20 protein-coding genes are annotated in these 18090 nt (G+C 66.8%); 17 read left to right on the top strand and 3 right to left on the bottom strand.

Annotated features, from left to right (window positions below; translation table 11 throughout):
• Positions 1-279 precede the first annotated feature (279 nt).
• Both crcB and IBX53_RS09815 read left to right on the top strand, forming a co-directional pair.
• The gene (gene crcB / locus IBX53_RS09810) at positions 280-663 is read left to right on the top strand and encodes a fluoride efflux transporter CrcB (RefSeq protein WP_290908582.1); all 384 of its coding nucleotides are present in this window, start codon (positions 280-282) and stop codon (positions 661-663) included.
• Complete coding sequence (locus IBX53_RS09815) at positions 660-1055, top strand: CrcB family protein (RefSeq protein ID WP_290908583.1); 396 nt, start codon at positions 660-662, stop codon at positions 1053-1055. Before crcB ends, IBX53_RS09815 begins: the two co-directional genes overlap by 4 nt.
• 4 nt (positions 1056-1059) lie before the next feature.
• Here the strand turns inward: IBX53_RS09815 and IBX53_RS09820 are convergent, their stop codons facing one another.
• Positions 1060-2352 carry an aspartate kinase gene (locus IBX53_RS09820; RefSeq protein ID WP_290908585.1) on the bottom strand — a complete coding sequence of 431 codons (1293 nt, stop codon included), beginning with the start codon at positions 2350-2352 and terminating at the stop codon, positions 1060-1062.
• 157 nt (positions 2353-2509) lie between these two features.
• Between IBX53_RS09820 and phnF the strand changes: the two genes are divergently transcribed.
• The 14 genes from phnF to IBX53_RS09890 all read left to right on the top strand — a co-directional run bounded on the left by phnF (position 2510) and on the right by IBX53_RS09890 (position 14186).
• Positions 2510-3238 (top strand): phosphonate metabolism transcriptional regulator PhnF, encoded by a 729-nt coding sequence (gene phnF, locus IBX53_RS09825; RefSeq protein WP_290908586.1) that lies wholly within the window; start codon positions 2510-2512, stop codon positions 3236-3238.
• A gap of 50 nt (positions 3239-3288) precedes the next feature.
• Positions 3289-4230, top strand: a complete 942-nt coding sequence (locus tag IBX53_RS09830) for a phosphate/phosphite/phosphonate ABC transporter substrate-binding protein (RefSeq protein ID WP_290908587.1) — start codon at positions 3289-3291, stop codon at positions 4228-4230.
• 84 nt (positions 4231-4314) lie between these two features.
• Positions 4315-5124, top strand: a complete 810-nt coding sequence (gene phnC, locus IBX53_RS09835) for a phosphonate ABC transporter ATP-binding protein (protein ID WP_290908589.1) — start codon at positions 4315-4317, stop codon at positions 5122-5124.
• Positions 5125-5134: 10 nt separating this feature from the next.
• On the top strand, positions 5135-6160 hold the full coding sequence (gene phnE, locus IBX53_RS09840) for a phosphonate ABC transporter, permease protein PhnE (protein WP_290908591.1): 1026 nt from the start codon (positions 5135-5137) through the stop codon (positions 6158-6160).
• A gap of 27 nt (positions 6161-6187) precedes the next feature.
• On the top strand, positions 6188-6664 hold the full coding sequence (locus IBX53_RS09845) for a phosphonate C-P lyase system protein PhnG (RefSeq protein ID WP_290908593.1): 477 nt from the start codon (positions 6188-6190) through the stop codon (positions 6662-6664).
• Positions 6657-7241: a phosphonate C-P lyase system protein PhnH gene (gene phnH, locus IBX53_RS09850; protein ID WP_290908596.1), complete on the top strand. Its 585-nt coding sequence runs from the start codon at positions 6657-6659 to the stop codon at positions 7239-7241. The genes IBX53_RS09845 and phnH overlap by 8 nt, the downstream gene beginning before the upstream one ends.
• Positions 7241-8362, top strand: coding sequence for a carbon-phosphorus lyase complex subunit PhnI (locus IBX53_RS09855; RefSeq protein ID WP_290908599.1), 1122 nt, complete (start codon positions 7241-7243; stop codon positions 8360-8362). Before phnH ends, IBX53_RS09855 begins: the two co-directional genes overlap by 1 nt.
• Positions 8359-9264, top strand: coding sequence for an alpha-D-ribose 1-methylphosphonate 5-phosphate C-P-lyase PhnJ (locus IBX53_RS09860; protein WP_290908602.1), 906 nt, complete (start codon positions 8359-8361; stop codon positions 9262-9264). The genes IBX53_RS09855 and IBX53_RS09860 overlap by 4 nt, the downstream gene beginning before the upstream one ends.
• Positions 9261-10091, top strand: coding sequence for an ATP-binding cassette domain-containing protein (locus tag IBX53_RS09865; protein ID WP_290908605.1), 831 nt, complete (start codon positions 9261-9263; stop codon positions 10089-10091). The genes IBX53_RS09860 and IBX53_RS09865 overlap by 4 nt, the downstream gene beginning before the upstream one ends.
• Before the next feature lie 10 nt (positions 10092-10101).
• Positions 10102-10827, top strand: a complete 726-nt coding sequence (gene phnL, locus IBX53_RS09870) for a phosphonate C-P lyase system protein PhnL (RefSeq protein WP_290908607.1) — start codon at positions 10102-10104, stop codon at positions 10825-10827.
• Positions 10824-11978 carry an alpha-D-ribose 1-methylphosphonate 5-triphosphate diphosphatase gene (locus IBX53_RS09875; protein WP_290908610.1) on the top strand — a complete coding sequence of 385 codons (1155 nt, stop codon included), beginning with the start codon at positions 10824-10826 and terminating at the stop codon, positions 11976-11978. Before phnL ends, IBX53_RS09875 begins: the two co-directional genes overlap by 4 nt.
• A gap of 11 nt (positions 11979-11989) precedes the next feature.
• Positions 11990-12583 carry a phosphonate metabolism protein/1,5-bisphosphokinase (PRPP-forming) PhnN gene (gene phnN, locus IBX53_RS09880; RefSeq protein ID WP_290908614.1) on the top strand — a complete coding sequence of 198 codons (594 nt, stop codon included), beginning with the start codon at positions 11990-11992 and terminating at the stop codon, positions 12581-12583.
• The gene (gene phnP / locus IBX53_RS09885; protein WP_290908621.1) at positions 12574-13341 is read left to right on the top strand and encodes a phosphonate metabolism protein PhnP; all 768 of its coding nucleotides are present in this window, start codon (positions 12574-12576) and stop codon (positions 13339-13341) included. Before phnN ends, phnP begins: the two co-directional genes overlap by 10 nt.
• Complete coding sequence (locus tag IBX53_RS09890; protein ID WP_290908625.1) at positions 13338-14186, top strand: EamA family transporter; 849 nt, start codon at positions 13338-13340, stop codon at positions 14184-14186. The genes phnP and IBX53_RS09890 overlap by 4 nt, the downstream gene beginning before the upstream one ends.
• Before the next feature lie 60 nt (positions 14187-14246).
• Here IBX53_RS09890 and nspC read toward each other — a convergent pair whose 3' ends face one another.
• Together nspC and IBX53_RS09900 are read right to left on the bottom strand one after the other, a co-directional pair.
• Entirely contained in the window at positions 14247-15413 is a 1167-nt protein-coding gene (gene nspC / locus IBX53_RS09895) for a carboxynorspermidine decarboxylase (RefSeq protein ID WP_290908629.1), read from the bottom strand.
• 3 nt (positions 15414-15416) lie between these two features.
• Complete coding sequence (locus IBX53_RS09900; protein ID WP_290908632.1) at positions 15417-16616, bottom strand: saccharopine dehydrogenase family protein; 1200 nt, start codon at positions 16614-16616, stop codon at positions 15417-15419.
• 333 nt (positions 16617-16949) lie between these two features.
• On the opposite strand from IBX53_RS09900, the gene IBX53_RS09905 reads away from it, so the two are divergent.
• On the top strand, positions 16950-17942 hold the full coding sequence (locus IBX53_RS09905; RefSeq protein WP_290908635.1) for a phosphoribosyltransferase family protein: 993 nt from the start codon (positions 16950-16952) through the stop codon (positions 17940-17942).
• The last annotated feature ends 148 nt before the right edge of the window (positions 17943-18090 follow it).

Raw genomic sequence — 18090 nt, forward strand, 5'->3', positions numbered from 1 at the left:
CAGCGCCAGCAGGGCGATCAGCAGCCAGCCGAGCATCAGGGGTAGGGCTCGCATGGGGTTCACGCTCTGACCTCCGTCTCTTGCGTGTTGGCGATGTGTCGTGTGAATCCAGGGATAACGCTGGTTTGGCATGATACGGGCTTTGGGGTGAGACCTCGACCCGGCCTGTTGCGGCGGCACAGCGCTGTACAGGTCATGTAGACCGTACTTGGCATGCGATACTGGCGATCAGGCGCGCGCGGGGCGTGCGACTTCAGGCGACAGGGAGAGGAGGTGGCGATGGCAATCAGCCTGCTGCTGGTGGCGGCCGGAGGGGCCCTGGGAGGCATGGCGCGCCTGGCGGTGGGCAATGCGGTGAGCCGGCGGCTCGGCGCTGCCTTCCCCTGGGGAACCCTGGCGGTCAACCTCAGCGGTGCCCTGGTGATCGGCCTGCTGGCGGGACTCATGGGGCTGCCACCGGCCGGCGAGGAGGCCCGCGTCTGGTCCCTGGCCGCGATCGGCCTGCTGGGCGGCTACACCACGGTGTCATCCTTCAGCCTGCAGACCCTGACCCTCTGGCAGCAGGGGCGGGCCACGGCGGCACTGGCCAATGTGGCGGCCACCCTGGTGATGGGCCTCTCCGCCGTGGCGCTGGGTGCCTGGCTGGCGGGAGGCCTGGCATGAGCGCCTGGCGTGCCTATGCGGCGGTGGGGGCCGGCAGCGCCCTGGGGACTTCACTGCGCTACCAGCTCAGCCTCGCACTCCTGGCCCTGCCGGGACCATGGTTCCCCTGGGCGACGCTCGCGGTCAATGGGCTCGGCTCCTGGCTGATCGCGCTTTTCGCGGCGCTGGCTGCCGCCCGCCGGCACGGCCGGGTGGCCCGCTGGGAGTCCTTTCTGGTGGCCGGTTTCTGCGGTGGCTTCACGACCTTTTCGCTGTTCGGCCTGGAGCTCATGCAGCTGCTGTCCCAGAGCCGTCCCCTCGCCGCCTTCTGCTATGGCCTGGCCAGCCTGCTGCTGTGGCTGGCCGCCGCCTGGCATGGCCACGGCGTGGGGCGGCGGCTGGCCGCGGCCTGAGGGCTCACTCCGGGATCTGCCAGGTGTCGGGACACTCGGCGGCGAGGTAGAGGCGCTGGGCGGTGGTGGCGTTGCACCGCTCGACGAGCCGGGTCCTGCCCGCGTCCAGGCTGACCAGCAGGACGTCATCGGGATGACGGACGGTGAGCAGTACCAGGCCATCCTGGCGGGCCACCGAGAAACTCCCTTCCAGCGCCTCCAGCACGGGGGTGAGCCCCTCCGGTCGGTGGTCGACCACCAGGCGCAGGCGCAGCGCCTCGACGTCGAGCAGGTTGGCGTGGAGGCCGGCCTCGGCGAGCCTTGCCAGCACCTCGGCCATCAGCGCCTCGTCGACGAAGCTGCCGTCGCGGATGCTGATATCGAGCAAGACCTGATCGTCGCGCAGCATGAAGGCGGGCTGGCGGTCCCCCTCGCCTGGCTCGGGGCCGATGGTGCTGGGCGGGGCCTCGGGCTCGAGGAAGGAGCGTACCGTCAGCGGGATGCCCCGGCGCTGCAGCGGCGCCAGGGTGCGGGGGTGGATCACCTTGGCGCCTTGCCAGGTCTGCTCCAGGGCCTCTCCGTAGCTGAGCCGGGCAATCTGGCGCGCATTGGCGAAGCGCCGCGGGTCGGCGTTGAACAGCCCCGGCACGTCCTTCCATATGGTCAGCTCGTCGGCGTCCAGGGCCTCGGCGAGGATCGCCGCGCTGAAGTCGGAGCCCTCGCGGCCCAGGGTGGTCATGGCGCCGCCGGCGGTGGCGCCGATAAAGCCCTGGGTCAACAGGATCTCATCGGCCCTTGTCGCAAGTCCGGCGATGCGCTCCCGGGTCGCCGCCCAGTCGATGTTGGCCGCCTGGTGGCGATCGTCGGTGATGATCAGCGCCCGGGCGTCGCACCAGTGGGTGGCCACGCCGATCTCGTTGAGCCAGGCGGCCACCAGGGTGGTGGAGAGCAGCTCGCCCATGCCCACGGTCTGGTCGTAGTGGAAGGGGTAGGGCGCCTCGCGGTGGGCGGCGTGGGCGGCGTCCAGCTCATCGACAAGCCGTGACAGCTGGGCCGCCACCTGGCTATCCGGGCCGAACAGCGCCTCGGCCACGGCCAGGTGGCCGTCGCGAATCTCCGCCAGCCGCCGTCGATAGCTCGCCTCGTCCGGCTCACGGGTCGCCTGCAGCAGTGCCTCCAGGGCGTTGGTGGTCTTGCCCATGGCCGAGACCACCATGGCGCGGGGCCGCGCTACCCCCTCGGCGAGCAGCGTGCCCAGTCGGCGAATGGCGTCGGCATCCTGAATCGAGGCGCCGCCGAACTTGTAGATCCTGATCATCGCGGGCTCCCTGCGGCGTTGGCGTTCCTTCACCTTAGAGGCCGAGGCCGCCGCGGGGAAGGGCCGCGGCGCGCAAGGCAACTATCACCTAACCGACACCTTGCCGTCATCAAGCGTCGCTAGTGTGGCACCTGTCCACTCATCTAGACGACTACACATGAGCCTCTACGCCGTTGCCCGTGATTCCGGACTGGCCCTTTACCGCCAGATCGCCAGCCGACTCGAACAGGAGGTGCGTCACCGTTTCGCCCCGGGTGACGGCCTGCCCTCCGAGACCGCCCTCGCCGAACAGTTCGGCGTCAATCGCCATACCCTGCGCCGTGCCGTGGATGAGCTGGTCGAGGCGGGGCTGCTGGAGCGGCGCCATGGGCTCGGCGTGTTCGTGCTGGATACACAGCTGGACTACCGGATCAACCAGGCGACCCGCTTCACCGAAAACCTGGCCTCGCTCGGCCTGATGACCGACCTGCGCATCCTGCGCAAGCAGACCCTCGGCGCCATCGCCGGGGTGGCCGAGCGGCTGGCGATTGCCGAGGGAAAGGCGGTGCATTGGATCGAGACGCTGCGGCTGGTGGAGGGGCGACCGCTGTGCGTGATCTCGCACTTCGTCCCGGCCGAGCGCTTTCCCGACCTGCTGGAGCGCTTCGAAAGTGGCTCGCTGCATGCGTTGCTGGAGGCGGGCTACGGCTGCCGACTGCATCGTACCGAGAGCCTGGTGACGGCGGTGCTCCCGCAAGGGGACGACGCCAGGATGCTGGGCATGCCGCAGAACCGACCGGTGCTGCGGGTCAAGAGCGTGAACGTGAATGACCGGGATGGCACCCCGGCCGAGTACGCCATCACCCGGTTCCGCGCAGACCGGATCCAACTGCGCATCAACCCATGAAGGTCTCGCAAACCTCGCTGAACGTCATTCCCCTAACAGGAGCTCCTGCAATGTATCTGAAACCTCTTGCCTCGATCAAACCGCTTGCCGCTGCCACCCTGCTGCTGGCGCTTCCGCTGGCCGCCATGGCAACGCAGAACGACGGCAGCGCCGACAGCCCCCTGCGGGTGATCCTGGTGCCCGCCGATGGCGGTACCGAGGACGGCACCCGCCGCGACTTCCAGCCGGTCTTCTCGGCCATCGAGCAGGTGACCGGCCTGCAGTTCGACATCAAGGTGGGCCAGAGCTACGGCTCGGTGGTGGAGGCGATGTGCAACGGCGTGGCCGATATTGCCTGGTTTGGCCCGCTGAGCTACCTGCAGGCCCGTGAGCAGGGCTGCGCCGAACTGCTGGCGCTGGCCGTGCGCGACGGCGGCTCCGTCTACTACTCCGGCCTCTTCGCCCATGCCGACAGCGGCATCGAGACACTGGCCGACTTCCCCGGCAAGCGGGTGGCGCTGGGCGACGTCAATTCCACCTCCAGCTTCGCGGTGCCGTTGGCGATGATGCTCGAGGCGGACATCGACCCGGTCACCGACCTGGGCGCCATCAACATGGCCGGCAGCCACGCCAACGTGCTCCAGGCCCTGGCCGAGGGCCTGGTGGATGCCGGCGGTGCCTCCTTCGACTCCTACGAGCGCGCCGTTAACGGCGGGTCGATCGACCCGACCCGGATCACCGTGGTGGCCAAGAGCGAGCCGATCCCCTACCCGCCGCTGGCCATCCATCCCGATGTCGATGGGGCAGTCAAGGCGACCCTGCGCGACGTCTTCAACCGCATCGACCAGCTGCCGGGCATCACCCCGGAGCAGATTCGCGGCTACGGCGGCGGCCGGGTGGACGGCTACACCGCCGACGTCAGCGAAGAGGTGATGACCAAGGCCGGCGAGATGTTCGAGCGGGTCAACGATTCCCTCAAGCAGGACATCATCCGCAAGAGCAGCGTCCGCTGAGCGGCCGGTTCCCCCTTCATGCCCCGGGAGGCCGGCCCGTTACCACGGGCCGGCACCATCCGGGCGTCAGCAAGAGGCAATGACATGATTCGGTTCGAGTCACTCAACAAGGTATGGCCCGACGGCACCCACGCCATTCGCGATGTCTCCCTCGAGGTACCCCGTGGGCAGTTCTGCGTGATCCTGGGCCCCTCCGGGGCGGGCAAGTCCACCCTGCTGCGGGCCGTCAACGGCCTGATGCAGCCTTCCTCGGGGCGGGTGGTGATCGATGGCACCGAGCTCAGTGTCAAGACCCAGTCGGCGCTGCGCCGTCGCGTGGCCATGGTCCACCAGCACTTCAACCTGACCAACCGCATGAGCGTGGCCGCCAACGTGCTGGCCGGGCTGCTGCCCACGGTATCCACCATGCGGGCGATGTCGGGCTGGTTCCGGCCGGAGCACCGCCAGAAGGCCTGCGAGCTGCTCGCCCAGGTGGGGCTCTCCCCGGCACACCTCAAGCGCCGCGCCGGGGATCTCTCCGGCGGACAGCAGCAGCGCGTCGGTATCGCCCGGGCCTTCATGCTCGACCCCGAGGTGGTGCTGGCCGACGAGCCGGTCGCCAGCCTCGACCCCAAGATCTCCAGCGACATCCTGAGCCTGATTCGCGACGCGGCGCGGGAGCGCAATGCCACCGTGCTGTGCAGCCTGCACCAGGTCGAGCTGGCGCGGGAGTTCGGTGACCGCATCGTCGGTATGCGCGATGGCCAGGTCGTCTTCGACGGCTCGCCGGAGGCCTTCACCGACGAGTGCGTGGAATCGCTCTACCACGGCGCGGTGTGGGACGACGCCCAGCCGGAAGAAGACGACGCCGACTCATCGGTGGATCTCAGCACCACCAACGTATCCTTGATTTAAGGGGCGCACCATGACGACGCGACCTATTCCCGTGCCCCCCAAGGGGGCGGAAGTGAAGTGGCACCTGTCGCCGCCCTACAGCGCCAGGCACCTGCTGTGGCTGGTGCTGATCGTTGCCCTGCTGCTGGTGACCGGCCAGCGGACCGACATGGATCGCATGGTGGCGATGACCACCCAGGCGGTGGGCAACCTGATCGGCGTGGCGGATGACTCCCAGGTGGTGCGCGGCCTCTCGCGAGTCGGCACGGCGATGTGGCCCCCGGTGATCGGCGAGGTCGAGGAGGTCAACCGCATGGGCGACCTCGATCGCGACCGCCTGCCCCTGTTCTCCTATATCGAGGTGCAGGAGCGTGTCGAGCAGCGGATGAACCTCGAGACGCTGCAACTGGAGGCGACCACCGAGCAGGTCGAGGTGCTGGTCAAGCCGCTCGGCTACGTCTGGACCGTCTTCGTCAAGATGATCGAGACCCTGGAGATCGCCCTGTGGGGAACGCTGCTCTCGGTGGTGCTCTCCATTCCCCTGGCCTACTTCGCGGCGCGCAACTACAGCGCCAACCGCTTCACCTACACCGCCGCCCGGGGGTTCATCAGCCTGCTGCGCTCCGTTCCCGAGCTGATCGTGGCCCTGTTCCTGGTGCTGGCCTATGGCTTCGGCCCGATTGCCGGGGTGCTGGCCCTGGGCCTGCATGCCGCAGGCTTCCTCGGCAAGTTCTACGCCGAGGACATCGAGAACGCCGACAAGAAGCCCCAGGAGGCGCTGGAGGCCATCGGCGCCGGCAAGATCAAGACATTGTGGTACGGCGTGCTGCCACAGGTGCTGCCGCAGTACATCGCCTACACCGCCTACATCATGGACCGCAACCTGCGCATGGCCACGGTGGTGGGCCTGGTGGGGGCCGGCGGCATCGGCCAGGAGCTCAAGGGCCGCTTCGACATGTTCCAGTATGGCCATGTGATGACCATCCTGATCGCCATTTTCGTCTTCGTCTTCCTGCTCGATCAGCTGCAGGCGCGCATCCGTGCCCGACTGATCTGATCGCCAACCGACATGCGAGGCAATCCCATGACTTCAATGAATGAATGGCCCAGAGGGCAGTGGCTGCGGCTCTGGTCGGCGCTCCCTTCGACGCTGGTGCGGGCCACGGCAAGACAGCTGGCCGAGCGTTACGAGGTCGAGGACCTCGAGCTGCCGCAATCCGGCCTTGGGCTGATGCCGCTCTCCGACAGCGCCCTGGGCGAGACCTACTTCATCGGCGAGGTGCCCCTGGCCCGCTCGCAGGTGCGGCTGGCCAGTCCGGCACAGGGCCCGGTAGAGGGGGCGGCCACCCTGGTCGACGACCGGGTGGGCCTGGTACGTGACCTGGCCATTCTCGACGCCGCCGTGGGTGCCCGCCTGCCGGGCCACGAGAGCGCCGTCGAGCTGCTGGCGCAGGGGGCGACGGTGGTGGCCGAGAGCGACCACCAGCGGCGCGCCCTGCTGGCCGCCACCCGCGTGGATTTCGCCCTGCTGGGCACTGCCGAGGAAGATGACGATGAATGATCCCATGACCCTCGAGGCCCCTCGCGATGTACGCATGGGTGTCTGGCAGCCGCCACGCCAGCAGCGAGCCTTCCGGGGATTGCTGACGGCGTTCTCGTACCCGGGACGGGTCGTGCGCCTGGCCGACGACGGTGAGTCGGCCACCCTGCTGCTGCTGGCGACCCTCACCGATGGTGCCTCCCGCCTGGCCGATCCCGAGCCGCGCCTGTCGGAGGATGATGTCAGGCGCCTGGGCGTGCGCAGCAGCGCGGTCGAATCCGCCGATTTCGTGCTCTGCACCGGCGCCCATCCGCCGGAGGTGACGCCACGCCTGGGCTCACTGGAGAACCCCGAGCAGGGCGCCACCCTGATTATCCAGGTGCCGGCGCTGGAGGAGGGCATCGAACTCCACCTGACCGGCCCGGGAATCCAGGCCGAGCAGACACTGCGGGTGGCCGGCGTCGATCCCGCCTGGTGGCGACTGCGCGACGAGTGGAACGTCCACTTCCCCCTGGGCGTGGACCTGATCCTGGCGAGTGAGCAGGCGGTGGCGGTGCTGCCGCGTACCACTCGGCTGACTGTAGAAGGAGTGCACTGATGGGATACGTTGCCATCAAGGGCGGCGGCCGGGCAATCGCCGGGGCCGAGGCCGCCATGGAGGCGCTGCGCTGCGCCGAAGGCGAGGCCGGCACACCGCTGACCCTCGCCGCCATCGAGCAGCAGTTGCGGCTGCTCACCTCCCGGGTGGTCTCCGAGGGGGGGCTCTATCATCCGCGCCTGGCGGCGCTGGCCATCAAGCAGATGCAGGGCGATACCCTGGAGGCGGCCTTCGCGCTGCGTGCCTACCGCTCCACCAAGCCGCGCCTGCTCGACCTGCCGGTGCAGGAGACGCGTCAGATGCGGCTGATCCGACGCATCTCCAGTGCCTTCAAGGACATCCCCGGTGGGCAGATGCTCGGCCCCACCACCGACTACGCGCTGCGGCTGATGCGCCTCGATCTGGCCGACGAGTCACCCGAGGCGTTCCGCTCCGTCTCGCGGCGCTTCATGGAGGGAGTTGCCGACAGCGACCTGCCCGACAGCTACCCCAAGGTGGTCGACGCCCTGCGCGAGGAGGGGCTGTTGCCGCCGCTCACGCGCTCGCGGGAGGCTGCCTTCGATATCACCCGTGACCCGCTGGTGTTCCCGGTGCCACGTTCGGCGGCGCTGGCCACCATGGCGCGCGCCGAGACCGGCTCGCTGCTGGCCATCGCCTACTCCAACATGCGCGGTTACGGCGACGTGCACCCCACCATTGCCGAGCTTCGCGTGGGCTACCTGCCCGTGGTGCTGCCGCATCCGGTCACCGGGGAGCCGGTCGAGGCCGGCGAGGTGCTGGTCACCGAGTGTGAGGTGGTGGCGATGTACGAGGGCGCCGACAGCGATGGCCCGCCCACCTTCACCCTCGGCTATGGCGCCTGCTTCGGCCACAACGAGGTCAAGGCCATCTCCATGGCGATCCTTGACCGGGCCCTGCAGAAGGGCATGCGCGACGGCCCCGCCAACCCCTCTGAGGACCCGGAGTTCGTGCTGCTGCACGTGGACGGTGTTGATTCGATGGGCTTTGCCAGCCACTACAAGATGCCGCACTACGTCACCTTCCAGTCCGACATGGACCGCCTGCGCACCACCCAGGGCAAGGCCGATGCCGCCCAGTCCTCGCAAGGAGTCGAGTCATGAACGTGAGCTATGAACTGCCGCTGGATGATGCGGCCTACAGCTTCGGTTTCCTTGACGAGTACGCCAAGCGCGAGGTGCGCCGCACCATCCTCAAGGCGATCTGCATTCCCGGCTACCAGACCCCCTACGCCTCGCGGGAGATGCCCATGGGGCGTGGCTTCGGCACCGGTGGCCTGCAGGTGACGCTGTCGCTGATCGGCGAGGGCGACACCCTCAAGGTCATCGACCAGGGCGCCGACGACTCGGTCAACGCGGTCAACCTGCGTCACTTCGTCGAGCTGACCTGCCCGGGGGTCGACACCACCGAACGCACCACCGAGGCGAGCCTGATCCAGTCCCGCCACCGCATTCCCGAAGTGGCGCTGAGCGAGTCCCAGGTGATGATCCTGCAGGTGCCCTATCCCGACCCGCTGGTGGTGGTGGAGCCCTCGGAGGCACGGCGCAAGGTGATGCACGGCGAGGCCGACTACTCGCGGCTGCTCACCAAGCTCTACGAGGACATCGTGCAGTTCGACGAGATCACCATCTCGCACCGCTATCCGACGCGCATCAACGGCCACTACGTGATCGACCCCAGCCCGATCCCGCGCTACGACGTGCCGCGCCTGGACAACAGCCCGGCGCTGATCCTGCTCGGTGCCGGTCGCGAGAAGAAGATCTACGCCGTGCCGCCCTACACCCGTGCCGAGCCGCTGGCCTTCGATGATGTGCCGTTTCGCGTCGAGGACTTCCGCGATGCCCAGGGGACGCGCCGGCCCTGTGCCCGTTGCGGCGCCACCGACAGCTTCCTCGATGAGCTGATCGACGACGACGGCAACAAGCAGTGGCAGTGCTCCGATTCCGACTACTGCCACTCGCGCCTGGCCGAACACGACACCATCCCCGGGGAGGCGATGTCATGAAGAAGATTCTCGAGGTGCGCGGCCTGACCAAGATCTACGGTCACGGCTGCCCCCAGTGTACCGACAACACCGGCCCGGAGATGGACAGCAACATCTGTCCGCACTGCCACTCGGTCGTGGCCTGCCACGGGATCGACTTCGACCTGCACCAGGGCGAGATCCTGGGGATCATGGGCGAATCCGGCAGCGGCAAGTCCACCGTGGTCAAGACGCTGTACTTCGATGACCAGCCGACCGCGGGAGAGGCGCTGTTCTTCGATGAGGCGCGCCAGTGGGACCTGTTCAGCCTGAATGCCGCCCAGCAACGCTGGCTGAGCAACCACCGCCTGGGCATGGTCTACCAGAACCCGCATCTGGGGCTGAACTTCAATGTGTCGTCCGGCGGCAACATCGCCGAGCGCCTGCTGATGAGCGACCTGACCCACTACGGCGAGATTCGTCAGCGTGCCCGGCGGCTGCTGGCGCGCACCGAGGTGCTGCCGGAGCGCATGGACGAGTCGCCCAGGCAGTTCTCCGGCGGCATGCAGCAGCGCGTGCAGATCGCCAAGGCGCTGGCCACCCAGCCCCCGCTGCTCTACCTCGACGAGGTGACCACCGGGCTCGACCTCTCGGTGCAGGCGCGCATCCTCGACCTGATCCTGGAGATCCAGCAGGAGCTGGGCACCGCCATGATCGTGGTAACCCATGACCTGGGCGTTATCCGGCTCCTGGCGGGGCGCACCATCGTCATGAAGTATGGCCGCATCATCGAATCCGGCCTGACCGACCAAATCCTCGAAGACCCCCAGCACGCCTATACCCAGCGTCTGGTGGCCTCTGCGCTGTAAGGAGCCCGACGTGCACCCTCCCATTCTCGAGATCGAAGGTCTCTCCAAGCAGTTCCAGCTGCATGACCAGAATGCGCTGATTCCCTCCTGCGCTCGGGTCGACCTGGCGGTCCACGCGGGCGAGCTGACCGCCCTGGTGGGCCCCACCGGCGCCGGCAAGTCCTCGGTGCTCAAGGCCATCTACCGCACCTACCTGCCGAGCAGCGGCCGCATCCTCTATCGCGATGCCAACGGCGCCATCACCGACCTGGCACTGGCCAGCGAACACCGCATGCTGGAACTGCGTCGCCAGGACCTGGGCTTCGTGACCCAGTTCCTGCACTGCCTGCCGCGCAAGTCGGCGATGGAGGTGGTGGCCGAGCCCCTGGTGATGCGCGGCACCTCCCGCGAGCTCGCCGTCGAACGCGCCTGTGAGCTGCTCGACCTGCTCAACGTGCCCGAGCGCCTGTGGCGGGTGCCGCCGGCGACCTTCTCGGGGGGCGAGAAACAGCGCGTGAACCTCGCCCGGGGCCTGATCGCCAGGCCGCGGCTGCTGCTCCTCGACGAGCCCACCGCGAGCCTCGACCCTGCCACCACCGACCGCGTGGTGGACCTGCTCAACGCCATCAAGGCGGAGGGGGTGGGAATGCTCGCCATTTTCCACCAGCCGCAACTGGTGGAGCGGCTGGCCGACCGCGTGGTGACGCTCTCCTCGCCGGTTGCTGCTTCCGCTCTGCTGGAGGAGACGACCCCATGACCGCGATCCTGCTGACCCATGCCCGCGTGGTGCTGCCCGACGAAGTGCGCGACGATGTCGCCGTGCTGATCGAGGAGGGGCGCATCGCCGCCCTGGACCCCGCCGGCCATGCCGGGGCCATCGAGCTCGACCTGCGCGGCCGGGTGCTGATGCCCGGGATGATCGACCTGCACTGCGATGCCATGGAAAAGGAGGTGGAGCCTCGCCCCGGTGTGCACTTCCCGCTGGAGTTCGCCTGCGCCCAGGCCGACAAGCGCAACGCCACGGCCGGCATCACCACCGTGTACCACGCCCTGTCGTTCGCCAACCATGAGCTGGGGGTGCGCAACAACGCCTTCGCCGCCGAGATCGCCCGGGCCATCGGCGACTGGCGCGCCCACGCCCTGATCGACAACCGTGTCCACGTTCGCTACGAGGTCACCGACGACTCGGCGCCGCCGGTGATCACGGCCCTGTTGAACGAGGGGCATGCCCACCTGATCTCGTTCATGGACCACAGCCCTGGCCAGGGGCAGTTCCGCGATGTCGAGGCCTACCGCGCCTACCTGTCCCGCACCTACCGAACCGACGGGGTACAGATCGACGCGCTCCTGGCCCAGAAGGCGGCCGCCGCCGAGGGGGCCATGCAGCGGATGAAAGGGCTTGCCGAGCTGGCTCGCGAGCAGCGCGTGGCCATCGCAAGCCACGACGATGACACGCCCGAGAAGGTGGCGACCGTCAGGACGCTGGGAGCGGCCATCTCCGAGTTCCCGGTCAACCTGGAGACCGCCCAGGCGGCCCGCCGGCAGGGCATGGCGACCCTGTTCGGTGCGCCCAACATCCTGCGTGGCCAGTCCCAGTCCGGCAACATGCGCGCGCTGGATGCGGTGCTGGCGGAGGTGGCCGACTGCCTTTGCGGTGACTACTCGCCGGCGGCCCTGCTGCCCTCGGTGATGCGCCTCCCCGACCTGGCCGGCATCTCGCTGGCCGAGGCGGTGGCGCTGGTGACGCGAAATCCGGCCCGGGCGGCGGGCCTGGCCGATCGCGGCGAGATTGCCGTGGGCCAGCGCGCCGACCTGGTGGCGGTGAAGACCCTGGGCGGGCTGCCTCAGGCCGAGCGGGTCTGGTCGGGGGGCGTGCCGGCACTGGTCGCCCACTTCGACCACGGATGAGGAGCTGAGGCATGGGCATGGGCAGGGAGAACAGCAGCGAGGCACGCCTGATCTACGTGATGGGCGCCTCGGGCAGCGGCAAGGATACCCTGATGAGCTACGCCAGGCAGCGACTGGCGGATACGGGCGCGGCGTGCTTCGCTCACCGCTACATCACCCGGGAGGCCGGGGCCGGTGGCGAGAACCACGTGGCGCTGAGCGAGGAGGAGTTCGCCGCACGGCTGGCGCGGGGGATGTTCGCCATGCACTGGGAGAGCCACGGCCTGCGCTACGCCATCGGCATCGAGATCGATGCCTGGCTGGCCGGCGGCATCAGCGTGGTGGTCAACGGCTCGCGGGGCTATCTGGAACAGGCTCGAGCGCGCTATCCGCGGCTGGTGCCGGTTTCCATCGAGGTCTCCACCGAGACCCTGCGCGAGCGCCTGCTGGCGCGTGGTCGCGAGACGCCGGTGGCCATCGAGCAGCGTCTGGCGCGCCACATGGCGCTAGGCACGGAGGGTTTCGCGGGCCACCGAATCGACAACGACGGCACGATGGAGGATGCCGGCGAGGCCCTGGTGCGGCTGATCCGGGAAGGCCACCGGGAGATGCTGCCATGCGCGTGACCTTTCTCGGTACCGGGGCCGTGGGGGGCGTGCCCCTCTACGGCTGTGACTGTCCGGCCTGCGAGCGGGCGATGGGCGACCCGCGCTATGTGCGTCGGCCGACCAGCGCACTGGTCGAGAGCGGCGGTACCCGGGTGCTGATCGATGCCGGGCTGATGGATCTCCACGAGCGCTTCCCGCCCGGCTCGCTGGATGCCATCGTGCTCACTCACTACCACGCCGACCATGTGCAGGGGCTGTTGCATCTGCGCTGGGGGCGCGGTGGCGTGATTCCCGTCTTCGGCCCGCCGGACAGCGAAGGGTGTGCCGACCTCTTCAAGCACCCCGGCCTGCTGGCCTTCGAGGCGGCCCGCAAGTACGCGCCCTTCGAGGTGGGGGGATTGCGCTTCACGCCGCTGCCGCTCATCCACTCCAAGCCCACCCTGGGCTATGCCATCGAGGATGGCCGGGGCGGGCGCTTCGCCTACCTCACCGACACCCTCGGCCTGCCGCCCGGGACCATGGGGTTCCTGCAGGGGTGGGGGGGGTTCGAGATGGCGCTCGACTGCACCTTCCCTCCCCGGGACGAGCCGCGCAACCACAACGACTGGCACCTGGCCCGGCGGCTCGCCACCGAGGCGGGAGCACGCCGTACCTGGCTCACCCATATCGGCCATGAGCTGGATGCGTGGCGGATCGCCGAAGGCGTCGACACGCCGCCAGGGGTGGCGGTGGCCGGCGATGGCGATATCGTGGAGATCTCGGCGGGCGATCGATGAGCGCCTCGCTGGCACTGGCGCTGTCCGTGACGATGCACGTGATCTGGAACCTGATGGCACGCCATCTGCCGCGGGAGGCCAACCCGCTTTGGTGGGTGCTGCTCGCGCACCTGTTGCTGTTTGCCCCCTGGGGTTTCTGGGAGCTGGTCAGCCGCGCGGCGTGGTCGCTGGAGCTGGTGGCCCTGCTGGCGCTCTCGGCGACGGCCAATGCGATCTACTTTCTCGGCCTGGCACGTGCCTACGAGCAGGCTCCGGTGGCGCTGGTCTACCCGCTGGTGCGCAGCTCTCCGCTGCTCATCGCCCTGTGGGGTTCGCTGCTGCTGGGACAGTCGCTCCCGCTGCTGGCCTGGGCGGGCATCGGCGTCAGCGTGGTCGGCCTGTGGATCATGGCCTCGACGGCACGCCATGCCGCGGATCGTCGCGCGCTGCCATGGGCCCTGCTGGCCATGCTGGCGACCAGCCTCTATTCGCTGAGCGACAAGGCGGCCACGCCGCACCTGCCGTCGTTCATGGCGCTGGTCGGGTTCCTCTCGGTGGGTTATCTGACTGCCTGGCTGTGCCTGACCTGGCGCATGCATGGCCAGACCCGGCGCTGGCGACCGCCACAGCGGATCGGCGCCGTGGCGGGGCTGGTCGGCGGCAGCTGCATCGGCCTGGCCTATGCCCTTGTCATCCACGCCATGCGCGAGCTGCCGGCGGCCGAGGTGGTGGCCTACACCAACGCCGGCATCGTGTTTGCCACTCTGCTGTCAATCTTCCTGTTCAGGGAGCGCGCCGCCTGGCGGCGGCGCGTGCTGGGCATGGTGGTGATTACCCTGGGGCTGGGCATCCTGGCGCTGCGCTGACCTGCTATGGCGGGCGCCAGGGGGGGGCGGGACGGTGGCGGTGCCAGGTCCGGCTTCGGCTCAGCTCAGCCGCTGCATGTAGTCCACGTAGCCAAAGGTGCGGACCGTGTGCACCGCACGGCTCGCCTCGTCGACTCGGCAGATCGACGGCAGGCGCATGCCGTTGAAGGTGGTGGTCTTGACCATGGTGTAGTGGGCCATGTCGGTAAACACCAGTCGGTCGCCGATCTCAAGCGGGCGATCAAATGCGTAGTCGCCGATCACGTCGCCGGCGAGGCACGTCAAGCCGCCCAGGCGATAGGTGTGGGCCTTCTCGCCGGGCTCGCCGGCACCGATGATCTGCGGCCGGTAGGGCATCTCCAGCACGTCGGGCATGTGCGCGGTGGCAGAGGTGTCGAGGATGGCGATGGGACCATCGTTCTCGACGATATCCAGCACCGAGCAGACCAGGTAGCCGGTGTTCAGCGCGATGGCCTCGCCGGGCTCCAGATAGACCATGAGGTGCGGATGACGCGCCTTGAAGTCCTGGATTACCCGCACCAGCCGCTCGACGTCATAGTCCTCGCGGGTGATATGGTGGCCGCCGCCGAAGTTGACCCACTTCATGCCCTCCAGGTGCTCGCCGAACCTCGCCTCGAAGGCCGCCAGGGTCTCTTCCAGGGCATCACTGTTCTGCTCGCACAGGGTGTGGAAGTGCAGCCCCTCGAGGCCCTCCAGATCCGCCGGCGCCAGGTTCGCGGCGCGGGTGCCGAGCCGTGAGCCCGGCGCGCAGGGGTCATAGAGCGGCACCGAACCGGTGGAGTGCTCCGGGTTGACCCGCATGCCGCAGGAGACACGACGCGGTGCGCCCGCGATGGTCTCGCGGAAGCGCCGCCACTGGCTCGGGGAGTTGAAGCTCAGGTGGTCCGCATAGCGCAGTACCACCTGCATCTCCTCTTCGGTGAAGGCCGGCGAGTAGCAGTGCACCTCGCCGCCGAAGGTTTCGGCACCGAGGCGTGCTTCGTCCTGGCCACTGGCCGTGGTGCCCACGAGGTATTCGCGAATCATGGGAAAGCAGTCCCACATGGCGAAGCCCTTGAGGGCCAGCAGGATCCGCGTACCGCTGCGCGCCTGAACGTCGGCAAGAAGCTCCAGGTTGCGGCGCAGCAGGGCGTCGTCCACCACATAGGCTGGCGAGGGGCAGGCCTGGACATCAAAGTCGAGGCCTGTGTCGCGTGCATCTGCCATGGTTCAGGCCAGCGGGTCGTGGTCGGGGTCCAGCTCGACCACCTGCCAGGGCAGGCCCATCTCGCCGATGCGGGCCATGAAGGGGTCCGGGTCGAGCTGCTCGACGTTGAACACGCCCTCGCCCTTCCAGATGCCTTCCAGCATCAGCATGGCGCCGGTCACCGCCGGCACGCCGGTGGTGTAGGAGATCGCCTGGGACTTCACCTCTTCAAAGCACTTCTCGTGGTCGCAGATGTTGTAGATGTACACCTTGCGACGCTTGCCGTCCTTGATGCCGTCCAGGATCACGCCGATGTTGGTCTTGCCCTTGGTGCGCGGGCCCAGCGAGGCCGGATCGGGCAGCACCGCCTTGAGGAACTGCAGCGGGGAGATCTCGCAGCCATCGACCTTGATTGGCTCGATGCTGGTCATGCCGACGTTCTCGAGCACCTCGAGGTGGGTGATGTACTTGTCGGAGAAAGTCATCCAGAAACGGATGCGCTCCAGGCCCCTGATGTTCTGGACCAGGGACTCGAGCTCCTCGTGATAGAGCAGGTAGAGGTCCTTCTCGCCGATGCCGTCGAAGTCGAACTTGCGCTTCTCGGCCAGCGGCGGGGTCTCCTTCCACTCGCCCTTCTCCCAGTAGCGACCGTTCGCGGTGATCTCGCGAATGTTGATCTCCGGGTTGAAGTTGGTGGCGAAGGGATAGCCGTGATCGCCACCGTTGGCATCCAGGATGTCGATACGGTGGATCTCGTCGAACAGGTTCTTCTGGCCATAGGCGCAGTAGATGTTGGTCATGCCCGGGTCGAAGCCACAGCCCAGGGTGGCCATGTTGCCCGCCTTGGCGAAACGTTCCTGGAAGGCCCACTGCTCCTTGTACTCGAACTTGGCCTCGTCGGGGTGCTCGTAGTTGGCGGTGTCCAGGTAGGGCACGCCGGTGCGCAGGCACGCCTCCATGATGGTCAGGTCCTGATAGGGCAGGGCCACGTGGATCAGCACGTCCGGTCGGTACGATTCGATCAGCTTGACCAGGTCATCGACGCTGTCGGCGTCCACCTGGGCGGTCTGGATCGGGCGATCCAGCTGGGCGGCGATCGCCTTGCACTTCGCCTCGTTACGGCTGGCCAGCAGGATCTCGCTGAAGACCTCGGGATGCTGGGCGCACTTGTGGGTCACGACGCCGCCGACGCCGCCGGCGCCGATAATCAGGACTTTGCTCATGGGGTTCGAATCCAGATCGGGGAAAGTGGAAGTGTCTTGGCCTCGCCCGACACCCCGACAGGGGACGACGAGTGGGCGCTGATGATGGCGCCCCCTGAGGCTGGTATCAAGTGGTTTTCGCGTCAAGTCTTAGACCAAGGTCGCGAGAGGGCCCGCCCCCTTCTATGGGGGGAATATGGGGTCGTGAGGTGTTCCTATGGCGAATCCCTGCTTTTCTCGATAAGGTGGACCTTAGATTAATGGTGATGGTCTGCTCGTGGAAGTTGACTGAATGCCCATTTTTTATGTCTTCTCAGAAAAAATTAAGTAGGTGCCAAGGCGTAAGGGCTAGCGATGAATTATAAATCTTATAAAGATCTGGGTGACGATGTATACGCCAACATCCATAAGCTTCAAGGGCAGGGGTACGATCTGGTCGTCGGGATTCCCCGGAGTGGCATGATCCCTGCCTATATGATCGCCTTGCTGTTGAATGTCTACTGTGTGGATATCGATTCCTTTGTCAATAATTCAAAGCTGGTGAAAGGGAGTACTCGCAAGTCATCGAAGTTTATAAGTAGTGCCTGGGATGCTGAAAAAATATTATTGGTAGATGATAGCCTCAGGACAGGGAATTCAATGCAGGAGGCAATGCAGAAAATCAGGAGCAGGGTTTCGCAGGATGTGGACCGGTTAGCCATCTATGTCGAGGAGTCCAGTCTGGATGGCGTTGATATTTACTTTGAAATTGTGCCCGGGCCGCGATTTTTTCAGTGGAACTTGTTTCATCACCCCATCTTGGAGCGTTCGTGCCTGGAGCTTGAAGGAGTGTTATGTGTGGCGCCTTCGGAAGAAGAACTCCAGGAGGAAAGCAAGTACAACGAGTTTCTTTCCACTGCAAGGCCTCTTGTCTTGCCCACATACAAGATTCAAACCATCTTGACCAGTCGTCCGGAGAGATATCGTGAGCAGACGGAAACCTGGCTGAATAAAAATAATATTGAGTTCGAGCATCTGGTGATGAATGAGGCAGTGACATCTGGAGAAGAGAGGCCGCATGAATGCTACGCGATATACAAGGCCGACCGATACCGGGCGTCAGCTTCAAAGCTTCTCATTGAAAACAGTGAAGAGGTTGCAAGGAGGATGGCGGAGCATTCAGGAAAGCCCGTCCTGTGTCTGGCAGAGGGAAAGATCATTCAACCAGGATTGGCTTCCCTGGCCATGCATGACAGGCAGCGCCTGGCAAGAGTGACGCTGAAGAGGTGCAAGAGATTTCTTTTCCTCGCCATGCCCGAGCCGGTTGTGACTGTAATCGGCAAAGCATACAGGAAGCTGTTTCGCTAATTTTCGACCTGAAAGTCGATCCCGCCTGTGGCGTAATGGGTCGACAGAGGGTTGGATCCTGCTTCAGGGGATGGCCGACAGGTTGATAAGAAAACGAAAAAAGCACCCGTAGGTGCTTGATTCGTCGACTTGTTTGGTGGAGGCGGCG

This window comes from Halomonas sp. (assembly GCF_014859505.1).
GTDB lineage: Bacteria > Pseudomonadota > Gammaproteobacteria > Pseudomonadales > Halomonadaceae > Halomonas.

Excerpts from the sequence above, each read along its gene's own strand:
- crcB (WP_290908582.1), top strand. The coding sequence starts at position 280 with ATGGCAATCAGCCTGCTGCTGGTGGCGGCCGGAGGGGCCCTGGGAGGC.
- IBX53_RS09815 (WP_290908583.1), top strand. The coding sequence starts at position 660 with ATGAGCGCCTGGCGTGCCTATGCGGCGGTGGGGGCCGGCAGCGCCCTG.
- IBX53_RS09820 (WP_290908585.1), bottom strand. The coding sequence starts at position 2,352 with ATGATCAGGATCTACAAGTTCGGCGGCGCCTCGATTCAGGATGCCGAC.
- phnF (WP_290908586.1), top strand. The coding sequence starts at position 2,510 with ATGAGCCTCTACGCCGTTGCCCGTGATTCCGGACTGGCCCTTTACCGC.
- IBX53_RS09830 (WP_290908587.1), top strand. The coding sequence starts at position 3,289 with ATGTATCTGAAACCTCTTGCCTCGATCAAACCGCTTGCCGCTGCCACC.
- phnC (WP_290908589.1), top strand. The coding sequence starts at position 4,315 with ATGATTCGGTTCGAGTCACTCAACAAGGTATGGCCCGACGGCACCCAC.
- phnE (WP_290908591.1), top strand. The coding sequence starts at position 5,135 with ATGACGACGCGACCTATTCCCGTGCCCCCCAAGGGGGCGGAAGTGAAG.
- IBX53_RS09845 (WP_290908593.1), top strand. The coding sequence starts at position 6,188 with ATGACTTCAATGAATGAATGGCCCAGAGGGCAGTGGCTGCGGCTCTGG.
- phnH (WP_290908596.1), top strand. The coding sequence starts at position 6,657 with ATGAATGATCCCATGACCCTCGAGGCCCCTCGCGATGTACGCATGGGT.
- IBX53_RS09855 (WP_290908599.1), top strand. The coding sequence starts at position 7,241 with ATGGGATACGTTGCCATCAAGGGCGGCGGCCGGGCAATCGCCGGGGCC.
- IBX53_RS09860 (WP_290908602.1), top strand. The coding sequence starts at position 8,359 with ATGAACGTGAGCTATGAACTGCCGCTGGATGATGCGGCCTACAGCTTC.
- IBX53_RS09865 (WP_290908605.1), top strand. The coding sequence starts at position 9,261 with ATGAAGAAGATTCTCGAGGTGCGCGGCCTGACCAAGATCTACGGTCAC.
- IBX53_RS09875 (WP_290908610.1), top strand. The coding sequence starts at position 10,824 with ATGACCGCGATCCTGCTGACCCATGCCCGCGTGGTGCTGCCCGACGAA.
- phnN (WP_290908614.1), top strand. The coding sequence starts at position 11,990 with ATGGGCATGGGCAGGGAGAACAGCAGCGAGGCACGCCTGATCTACGTG.
- phnP (WP_290908621.1), top strand. The coding sequence starts at position 12,574 with ATGCGCGTGACCTTTCTCGGTACCGGGGCCGTGGGGGGCGTGCCCCTC.
- IBX53_RS09890 (WP_290908625.1), top strand. The coding sequence starts at position 13,338 with ATGAGCGCCTCGCTGGCACTGGCGCTGTCCGTGACGATGCACGTGATC.
- nspC (WP_290908629.1), bottom strand. The coding sequence starts at position 15,413 with ATGGCAGATGCACGCGACACAGGCCTCGACTTTGATGTCCAGGCCTGC.
- IBX53_RS09900 (WP_290908632.1), bottom strand. The coding sequence starts at position 16,616 with ATGAGCAAAGTCCTGATTATCGGCGCCGGCGGCGTCGGCGGCGTCGTG.
- IBX53_RS09905 (WP_290908635.1), top strand. The coding sequence starts at position 16,950 with ATGAATTATAAATCTTATAAAGATCTGGGTGACGATGTATACGCCAAC.